This is a genomic window from Actinopolyspora lacussalsi subsp. righensis (assembly GCF_900116555.1).
GTDB lineage: Bacteria > Actinomycetota > Actinomycetes > Mycobacteriales > Pseudonocardiaceae > Actinopolyspora > Actinopolyspora lacussalsi.
This window is the reverse complement of sequence record NZ_FPAT01000020.1, coordinates 1-9,021: the sequence shown is the minus strand read 5'-3', so window position 1 is coordinate 9,021 and position 9,021 is coordinate 1. Positions and strand designations below refer to the sequence as shown.

Here is a 9,021-nt window from a genome sequence, read left to right as displayed (position 1 = left end):
AGCTCGTAGACGCTGCGCTGCACCCGGCTGGAGGCCGCCTCAGTAGAGCAGTTCCAGCCAGTCCCCACCCACCACACCCCGGATGGGCACCTGCTCACCGCGGCGGTAAGTCTGCGTACTCGAGTCGGCGTAGCGTCGCACCAGTTCGCCGCCGTCGATGATCGGCGCGTGCATGGTGTTGTTCGACCGGAACCGCAACGACTGCACCAGCTTCAGCAACAAGGCAAAACCCAGCTTCGCCGCATCACGCTTGCCCGCCACCCGGTCCAGATCGTCACCGACCAGCGTCCAGTGCACGACCAGCCCGTCCTGATCCACCTCCCACACCATGCGCGAACGCTACCGATCACCCGAACCGAAACGAATGACGGCTCATGACACCTTCCTCACCAGCACCCCGACAAGATTTGTGGTGTTCTGAGCTGTCTAGCGTTCCATAATTGGTGCGTGTCCAATGCGATGGTCCCGGAAAACGCTACCAGAAAGACAGTGGGAAGCCGGTTCAACGCACCTGCTCCCCACCCGCCCTGCTAGTCCCTGATAATTGTTCGACAGGGTCAGACTCTCCCGGAAACACCTGGCAACCAGTGCCTCCGGTTTCGCTCGTAGCGATCTATGGATTCACCGCGTCGCAGGGTGATCTGAATATCATCGAGTTCGTTGATCAGTTGCCACCTACTGTAATCGTCGATTTCAAAGTGCACCTCCCCTTCGCCCGCGGTTACGAGTCGTTTCTCCAAGTCAACGGAAACTTGGGATGCGGGTTCGGTGTCGAGCAAATCCCACAACCATTTGACCGCTTCCTCCGAAACATTCGCGGTAATCAATTGATTCTTTGTGGCGTTGTTCCGGAATATGTCGCCGAATCCGTGGGCTATCACGGCACGGAATCCGAAATCTCGAAGCGCCCACACAGCGTGCTCACGCGAGGATCCAATTCCAAAATCAGTACCGGCCACGAGGACAGTCGCATCTGAGAACTCAGCTCGATTCAACACGAAATCAGGTTCTTCTCTCCAGCGGTTGAACAGCGCGTCCGAGTAGCCGGTTCGCCCCAAACGTTTGCAGAACTCCGCGGGGATGATCTGATCCGTGTCGACGCTCCCCCTACGCAATGGGACGGCGGTCCCGCTGTGTCCGCAGATCGGTTCAGGGTTCATGCGGTGCTCCCTTCGAGCAGTCGCCTGGCCGCCGACTGCATACATCGAGTCAGGCTTTCATCCTTGGAATTGCCGATTCCTACGCCCCAACGCGTCGTGGTACCGATGGTGGTCTCCGCGTAAGCCACCCAGAGCCCGGAAGAACCGGTGGGAGGTTGAAAGCACACCTCTCGGACATCGCTCGCCGCGTCCTTCGCTCCAGTCAGATCGTCGAGCACGGAGTTGGCACAATCTTCGGTGGTGCCCTCCACCTCGTTTCCGTTCACTTGCAGGTACTCTTCGGAGAACCATTCCGACAACTGCTCCGAAGAAACCTCGCCGCCGTGCTCAACCTTTTCCTGAACCACCGAGGCAAATTCGATCTGTAGTTTGCGCGGCATTTCGTACCCGTGCTCGGTGCGCATCAGGTGGGCTATTCCTCCCTTGCCGGACTGGCCATTGATCCTGATCAGTGCTTTATAGTCACGACCGACGTCCTTTGGATCCACCGGAAGATATGGGACATCCCATACTTGCGAGCTGTTCTCCTGCATGTCGAGCAGGCCCTTGTTGATCGCGTCCTGATGTGATCCAGCGAACGAAGTGTAGACGAATTCGCCCACCCAAGGGTGGCGATGTGACACGGGAAGACGATTGCAGTATTCCGTGATCTTTCGCGCCTCGTCGATATCGGAGAGGTCAAGACGCGGATCGATCCCCTGGGAGAACAGATTCATCGCCAAGGTAATCAGGCACACATTCCCCGCTCGTTCACCGTTACCGAACAATGTCCCTTCGACTCGGTCCGCACCTGCCAGCAAGGCCAGCTCTGTGGCGGCGACAGCACTTCCACGGTCGTTGTGTGTGTGCAGTGTCAACGTGATCGCGTCCCGGTACGCGAGATTGCGGTGCATCCATTCGATCCGGTCGGCGAACTCGTGCGGTGGGTAGCACTCCACAGAGGAGGGCAGGACGACTCGAACCTGCTCTTCGGGCCGTGGACGCCACAGGTCGAGTACCGCGTTGTGCACTTCGAGCGCGAACTCCGGCTCGGTCTGTGTGAAGGACTCGGTGCCGTACTGTAGATAAATCTCGGTCCCAGGCAGGGAGTCACGTAACCGCAACGCCGTCTCGGCACCACGCAAAGCCATGTTCTTGATCTCGGAACGACTCATCTGGAATACAGCACGTCGCTGCGTGACCGAGGTTGGGTTGAAAATTTGCAAAACAGCCCTGGGGGCTCCTTCGAGAGCTTTGACCGTGTCCTCGATCAGTTCCTCACGAATCGGGGACATGACCTGGATCGTGACATCGTCAGGAATGGCGTCCCTGTCGATAATATCGCGTGTGAACTCGAAGTCAGATCGGCTTGACATCGGAAAGCCGAGCTCGATCTCCTTGAAGCCGAGTCGCACCAGCAGGTCATACATGGTGCGTTTGCGGTCCAAATCCATGGGCTCCAGCAACGCCTGGTTGCCGTCTCGCAGATCGACGCTGCACCATATGGGTGCGCTCTGAGGTTTTCGGTCCGGCCAGGTTCGATCGGGCAACATGAACGGCCGATAGGAACGATACTTGTGAATCGGCATGCTCGGGATCTCAGGTTTTCCGGTTTCAGCGGGGTACACCATGTCCGGATCCTGGCAGTGAATAAACGCCGTGTGCCTCACGCTCTCGAAACAATCAGAGTAACTCTTAGAGCCATAGACAATACTACTTTGGTCGTACTGTAATTCTCCCGTCGGCACAGATTTACCGGCTCCAGATCCTCAACTGTCCTAATCCGTCTACGAATGTTGTAGTGTCGGATCCATGGGGCTCACGCTGGCTGAAAAAATATGGCAAGAACATCTGGTGGATCAATCCAACGACCTACCCGATCTGCTCTACATAGATTTACATCTTCTGCACGAGATGACCAGCCCACAAGCCTTCGACGGGTTGCGGCTGGCACAACGATCAGTTCGTCGACCGGACCTGACCGTCGCAACAGCTGATCACAATGTACCGACCGAACTCACGACTCGTCGCACCATCACCGACCCTGTATCCAGGGCACAAGTGGAGGCACTCAGGAAAAACTGCAGTGATTTCGGAGTACGGCTGTACGATCTTCACGACGAGGATCAAGGAATAGTGCATGTCATCGGTCCGCAGCTGGGATTGACCCAACCGGGCATGACCGTAGTTTGCGGGGACAGTCATACGAGTACGCACGGGGCGCTCGGTGCGTTGGCGTTCGGTATCGGAACGAGCGAGGTCGAACACGTGCTGGCTACCCAGAGTCTCGCACTGGCCCCGTTCCGAACGATGTCGGTGACCGTGTCCGGCTCCCTGCCGACCGGTGTGACCGCCAAGGATCTGATCCTTGCTGTTATCGCACGGATCGGCACTGGAGGAGGGCAGGGATACGTAATCGAGTATCGGGGCGACGCGATCAGGGAGTTGTCGATCGAGGCGCGCATGACGGTGTGCAACATGTCCATCGAGGCGGGGGCTCGCGCGGGGCTAGTCGCGCCCGACGAGCGCACATTCGAATACCTGCGCAGCAGGGATTTCGCTCCTAGTGAGGAGGACTGGGACGAGGCTGTGGCGCATTGGACGCGGCTGAGGACCGATGAGGATGCGTCTTTCGATCGTGAGATCGAGATCGATGCCTCACAGCTGAGTCCTTGGGTCAGTTGGGGGACCAATCCCGGACAGTCCTGCCCGCTAGACGAAAGCATCCCTGATCCCTCGCTCTTTTCCGAACCGGAAAAGCGTAACGCGGCCGAAGAGGCTCTGAAATACATGGGACTGACGCCGGGAAAACCGTTGCGTGAGATTCCCGTGGACACAGTTTTCGTGGGTTCCTGCACAAACGGCCGTATCGAAGATCTCCGTGCCGCGGCTGAGGTGTTGCGCGGCCGACGAGTGGATCCCGAAGTCAGAATGTTGGTTGTTCCCGGATCGACACGAGTGAGGTTGGAATCCGAGGCCGAAGGGCTTGATGAGGTGTTCCGCACGGCAGGTGCTGAATGGCGTTCCGCGGGATGCTCGATGTGTATCGGCGTCAATTCAGACCGACTCGGCCCGCAACGACGCAGCGCTTCCACCTCGAACAGAAATTTCGAAGGACGTCAGGGAGACGAAGCCCGTACCCACTTGGTGGCACCACCGGTCGCTGCCGCGACCGCTGTTCTGGGACGACTCGGTTCCCCGGGAGAACTATGACTGACCACCCTCGAATCACGGTACTGCCCGGAGACGGGATCGGTCCCGAAGTCACGGAAGCCGCTGTTGAAGTGTTGTCCGCTGTCGGCACCTTCGATTTCGACGAGAGACCTATCGGAGCATGTGCGGTCAGCGAAACAGGTGCACCGCTGCCGGAAGCAACCTTGAACTCATGCCTCGAAGCCGACGCAACTCTGTTGGGCGCGGTCGGAACGGGCGTACCTCCGGCGGACCCACATGCCCCCCGACCGGAGCAGGCAGTACTCGAACTACGGACGTCGTTGTCGTTGTATGCGAACCTGCGGCCGGTACGGACATTTCCCGCTCTGCACAGTACCTCTCCGCTCAGACCGGAGCGTATCGAGGGGACCGATCTCACGGTAGTGCGGGAACTAACCGGAGGGCTGTACTTCGGTCAACGCGAGCGAACTTCACAGCAGGCCTTCGACACCTGCGTGTACACGAGACAGGAAATCGAGCGTATAAGCCGTGTAGCCTTCGAGCTGGCTTCCGGGAAAGGCTCACGTGCTCGGGTGACCTCGGTTGACAAGGCCAATGTGCTGGACACATCCCGCCTGTGGCGTGAAGTGGTACAAGATATCGCCGACCGCGAATACCCCGAAGTCGAGCTGGAGCACCTGTTGGTGGACACAGCCGCGATGCGACTCGTCACCGACCCACGACAATTCGATATCGTGCTAACCGAGAACATGTTCGGTGATATTCTCAGCGATGAAACAGCTGTCATCGCCGGCTCCCTCGGTTCCTTACCGAGTGCTTCGCTTCCCGCTCCACCCAACCCACTCGTCGGAGTACGCGGGGGATTATTCGAACCGGTACACGGATCAGCTCCCGACATATCCGGAACTGGTTCGGCGAGCCCGATAGGATCGATTCTTTCGGCAGCACTCATGTTACGCCACGGGCTCGGTTTGTCCACGGTCGCCAATGTCGTCGAAATCGCTGTCCGAGATGTTCTGGACAAGGGTTTTCGGACACCTGATCTGGGCGGTACCACGACCACCAAAGAATTTACCCGAGCATTGTTGTCGGAATTGTGAACCAGGAGGAAGAGATGGTGAGTGCAATTGAGTCTACAGTGACTTTTTGGGACGGTTCGCATCGATCGCTCGACTCCCCCGAACGGCTCATCCCGTTCGGCAGCAGCAGTGTGCAGCACGGCACTGCGGTGTTCGAAGGAATTCGGTGCTACTCCACGTCGACCGGTCCCGCTCTTTTCCGTCTGGAGGAGCATTTGACCAGGCTTCTGGAATCGGCCCGTCTCATCGGGATTCGCCATGATTACGATTTAGAACGGCTGCGAAGCGCGGTGCTCAGGGCAACGGTCGCGAGTCGACTGTCGGACTGCTATGTCCGCCCCGGGTTGTTCGCGACGGCACCAGAACTCAGCATCGACCTTGGTCGGGTCGAGTTCACTTTGGGAGTAGAGGTTTGGCCCATCGCGCCGGACGCACACACCGACGCGAGCAAACCGGAGGGAACTCAACTCACGATTTCCGCATGGGACAGGCCGTTGCCTTCGTCTTTTCCTTCGCGGGCGAAGGCGGTGGGCACCTACGTCACCTCCGCTCTCGCCAAGACTTCCGCCGTCGACGCGGGATACGATGATGCCATCCAGCTCGATCCCTTGTCCGGTCGCGTAGCGGAGGCTACGGTCTCGAATATCTTCCTCGTCCGTGACGGAGTCGTTCGTACTCCGTGGCTATCCGACAGTATCTTGGAAGGAATCACCCGTGATTCAGTGCTCGCCCTTACAGGTGAGTTGGGAATTCCGACATGCGAAGAACCGGTCGAGGTGGCCGACCTATGGTCGGCAGACGAAGTTTTTCTTACCGGAACTGCCAGTGAACTAGTCCCAGTTTCCTCGATCGACGATCATCACTACCCGGCGAACAGCCCCGTATTCCAAGCTATTTCGGAGGCGTACGAGGGAGCCGCTACCGGAAAAGATTTTGATTGGCTGAACTGGCTCACTCCGGTGCCAGCGGACACGGTCGCCACAGCCAGGTGATTGAACAGGAAATATTTTTCCATTTTTGAACAGGGGCGTGTTGCCATGATAAGCACCGAATGACTCCGCCGCGCTACCACGATTTTACCCAGCAGGAACACGGTCGGACCAGAGTAGTTCATAGCGCCGTTCGGATGTCGAAACGGCGGATCAGCATCCGTGTTATTGCTGTCAGCAATACCAGGGATTTTCCCGGTGTGATCACGAAAGGAAAGTACAGATGACGGTCGAGCGTAAACAGTTTCCCTCCGGTTCCAAGTTCGAATCGGTGGTTGGCTTCTCCCGTGCGGTTCGGGTGGGAGAGTGGCTTCTCGTCTCCGGGACAACGGCTTCGGGGCCCGAGGGTCCGGTAGGCGGCGACGACGCCGGGAAACAAGCGGCCGAGGTGTTGTCTCGCATCACCGCTGCGGTGAACGAAGCCGGCGGCGACACCTCGGACATCGTTCGAACACGTGTGTACCTGACCAGTATGTCGGATTTCGACAGCGTTGCTCGGGAACACTCCGCGGTTTTCGGTGATATCCGACCCGCTACCACGTTCGTGGGCGTATCCGAGCTGGCGAACCCTGCCCTGCTTGTCGAAATCGAAGCGGACGCCCTCGTGTCGGCCGACTAGGTAGGCAGGGGCAACGGTTTGTCGTCCCTTCCGTCTTCGCGCGGGCTCGGACGGGATCTGGGCCCGCGTGACGCGTGCACTGAGCGTCGGCCACCAGCTGGTTGTGGCGATCACGTGATTCGCCGCCGTGCGGTACCTGAGCAACTCCCTGCCATTGAACGGCTGTTATACGCAAAAGAATGTATCGAAAATGCCACAAACACGCGCACTGCGAACACGCGATCGTGCACTGAAGGCAGGTGCGTTCGAGTTCGCCCAGCACGGATACTCCGGAACCACACTGACGGACATCGCCAGGACAGCCGGGATAACACTGGGAGCACTCACTTTCCACTTCGCGACGAAACGTGCACTGGCCGAAGCGGTGTGCCTGCATGGCAGGAGAGTGACCGAAGATGAAACGAACCGCGTCATCACCTCTTCCTCACCTGCTCTTCAGGTGATCATCGACATCACCTACATACTGATCCGCCTGTTGCGGGAGGATGATTCTGTACGGGCGTTGAACCGGCTAGGGCGTGAAAGAATCACGTCAAATTGGCACGATTCATGGTTGCCACACGTCCATGCGCTCAGTGAGCGGGCGGGGGCCGAGGGGAAAATCTCTCCCACATCCGATCCGCTGACTCTCACCATGTTCGCGACCGGTATTGTATCTGTGGTCGAGACATCGATACTCGATGTCGCTTGTTCTCAAACGAACACCCCGTCGTCTGTGCAGGTGGAACAGATGTGGGAAACCATCCTGCGTGCCATCCTCCCGAAAGAAGTCAAAGAGCTGCCGCAGCCAGGATTATCACGGTTTTGAATAACGGTGAGCACATCGCTTCCTTGGCACCCAGGCGAAAATTCTGACTCTTCCTTCAGAATACTAGGCAGCCCGGCAGGGGCGGCAAGGGTGGGGAGTTCCACTTCCGAGTGGAGCGAGGACGGTATCGCGTCCCATGGACCGAACGGGAACGGTTGTCTCACGAGGTTTTCCATGAGAGCAGCGGAGACGACGGGCCGCGGGCTCGCCCGCCTGTCCTCGGCAGCGTGGCTTCCCAGCCAGTTGTCTCAGACTTATTACCCACCAGCTCATCCCGCCGCCACTCACACTGCACACGCCCGCGTTATCGAGTGCCGAGGCGATCTGCCTCCAGGAACCGCTGCTCGGCGGTGGCATGGTTACGCCACATCGGACTTCCGGGCCCGGCAGCGCACAGCAGGACCTTCGCCGCGTATGTGTCGCTTTGACCCGTGCTTCGTTTTCACACGAACTCGGTTTACGCGCTCAGGGGTGGGGGTTCTGCTTGGTGTGTCGTTGTCGGGCGCGGTGTCGTGCGACGTTTTGTCGGTTTCCGCATATCTGGGGGGTGCAGTATCGGCGTCGTCCCGCTTTGCTGGTGTCGATGAACATGCCGTCGCACTCGGTGGCGGCGCAGTGTCGGAAGCGTTCGTGGCTCAAGGCGTGCAGTGTTCCTAGTAGCCCGGCGCACACCAGTGCGGCCAGTTCCTCCGCCACGGAGGCGTCGGGGGAGGTTGCCAGGCCCCACTGCCATCGCCGGTGGGAGTCGAGCAGCACCGTCGGAGTCGCGGTGGCCCGGGCCAGCAGCGTGGTCGCTCCTTCGACGAGTTCCTCGACATCGCCGGTCGCGAGAAGAGTACGAATCTCCTCCCGTAACCGCTTCACGCGGGCGAGATCGTCGTCGGAGGGCACGTTCTCCGGTGTCGTGGTGTCGGTGGTGACGCCGTGTTCGGTGAGGAACCGTCGTAGGGCCGTGGGGCTGGTGAGGACTTCGTCGGTGGTTCGTCGTATCGCCGGGGACGTGTTGACCAGGGCGGTGGCCAACGCCGCCCCCACGGTGTAATCGGAGAAATCTATTTTCATGGCTTACTCTGTGCTAGGGTAACCGGACAAAGCTCATCTTACCCCTTACGTGGAGGTGGTTGGAATGATCACACGGACCTCGTCGGCACCGTGGGCGCTTTCCCAGCGGATTCGTGTCTCGGGCGGCGAAGTGGCCGCCGACGTGTTCGGC

At 59.1% G+C, this 9,021-nt stretch carries 9 protein-coding genes; 5 read left to right on the top strand and 4 right to left on the bottom strand.

What is annotated here, in order from left to right:
- Window positions 1–39 precede the first annotated feature (39 nt).
- The 3 genes from BM394_RS22205 to BM394_RS22195 all read right to left on the bottom strand — a co-directional run bounded on the left by BM394_RS22205 (window position 40) and on the right by BM394_RS22195 (window position 2,770).
- Window positions 40–330 (bottom strand): DUF4158 domain-containing protein, encoded by a 291-nt coding sequence (locus BM394_RS22205; RefSeq protein ID WP_092972503.1) that lies wholly within the window; start codon window positions 328–330, stop codon window positions 40–42.
- Window positions 331–557: 227 nt separating this feature from the next.
- Entirely contained in the window at window positions 558–1,160 is a 603-nt protein-coding gene (gene leuD / locus BM394_RS22200; protein ID WP_092981811.1) for a 3-isopropylmalate dehydratase small subunit, read from the bottom strand.
- A complete protein-coding gene (locus BM394_RS22195) occupies window positions 1,157–2,770 on the bottom strand; it encodes a 2-isopropylmalate synthase (protein ID WP_207227263.1) in 1,614 nt (537 codons plus the stop codon). The genes leuD and BM394_RS22195 overlap by 4 nt, the downstream gene beginning before the upstream one ends.
- A gap of 181 nt (window positions 2,771–2,951) precedes the next feature.
- Here BM394_RS22195 and leuC point away from each other — a divergent pair, with 181 nt between their 5' ends.
- The 5 genes from leuC to BM394_RS22170 all read left to right on the top strand — a co-directional run bounded on the left by leuC (window position 2,952) and on the right by BM394_RS22170 (window position 7,808).
- A complete protein-coding gene (gene leuC, locus BM394_RS22190; RefSeq protein ID WP_092981805.1) occupies window positions 2,952–4,352 on the top strand; it encodes a 3-isopropylmalate dehydratase large subunit in 1,401 nt (466 codons plus the stop codon).
- Window positions 4,349–5,413: a 3-isopropylmalate dehydrogenase gene (gene leuB, locus BM394_RS22185; RefSeq protein WP_092981803.1), complete on the top strand. Its 1,065-nt coding sequence runs from the start codon at window positions 4,349–4,351 to the stop codon at window positions 5,411–5,413. The genes leuC and leuB overlap by 4 nt, the downstream gene beginning before the upstream one ends.
- Window positions 5,410–6,384, top strand: a complete 975-nt coding sequence (locus tag BM394_RS22180; RefSeq protein WP_217643666.1) for an aminotransferase class IV — start codon at window positions 5,410–5,412, stop codon at window positions 6,382–6,384. The genes leuB and BM394_RS22180 overlap by 4 nt, the downstream gene beginning before the upstream one ends.
- A gap of 220 nt (window positions 6,385–6,604) precedes the next feature.
- Complete coding sequence (locus tag BM394_RS22175; protein WP_092981801.1) at window positions 6,605–7,000, top strand: RidA family protein; 396 nt, start codon at window positions 6,605–6,607, stop codon at window positions 6,998–7,000.
- 154 nt (window positions 7,001–7,154) lie between these two features.
- Entirely contained in the window at window positions 7,155–7,808 is a 654-nt protein-coding gene (locus tag BM394_RS22170; protein ID WP_139235290.1) for a TetR/AcrR family transcriptional regulator, read from the top strand.
- Between the two features lie 465 nt (window positions 7,809–8,273).
- Here BM394_RS22170 and BM394_RS22165 read toward each other — a convergent pair whose 3' ends face one another.
- Window positions 8,274–8,870 (bottom strand): CGNR zinc finger domain-containing protein, encoded by a 597-nt coding sequence (locus BM394_RS22165; RefSeq protein WP_092981797.1) that lies wholly within the window; start codon window positions 8,868–8,870, stop codon window positions 8,274–8,276.
- Window positions 8,871–9,021 lie beyond the last annotated feature (151 nt).

Excerpts from the sequence above, each read along its gene's own strand:
- BM394_RS22205 (WP_092972503.1), bottom strand. The coding sequence starts at position 330 with ATGGTGTGGGAGGTGGATCAGGACGGGCTGGTCGTGCACTGGACGCTG.
- leuD (WP_092981811.1), bottom strand. The coding sequence starts at position 1,160 with ATGAACCCTGAACCGATCTGCGGACACAGCGGGACCGCCGTCCCATTG.
- BM394_RS22195 (WP_207227263.1), bottom strand. The coding sequence starts at position 2,770 with ATGGTGTACCCCGCTGAAACCGGAAAACCTGAGATCCCGAGCATGCCG.
- leuC (WP_092981805.1), top strand. The coding sequence starts at position 2,952 with ATGGGGCTCACGCTGGCTGAAAAAATATGGCAAGAACATCTGGTGGAT.
- leuB (WP_092981803.1), top strand. The coding sequence starts at position 4,349 with ATGACTGACCACCCTCGAATCACGGTACTGCCCGGAGACGGGATCGGT.
- BM394_RS22175 (WP_092981801.1), top strand. The coding sequence starts at position 6,605 with ATGACGGTCGAGCGTAAACAGTTTCCCTCCGGTTCCAAGTTCGAATCG.
- BM394_RS22165 (WP_092981797.1), bottom strand. The coding sequence starts at position 8,870 with ATGAAAATAGATTTCTCCGATTACACCGTGGGGGCGGCGTTGGCCACC.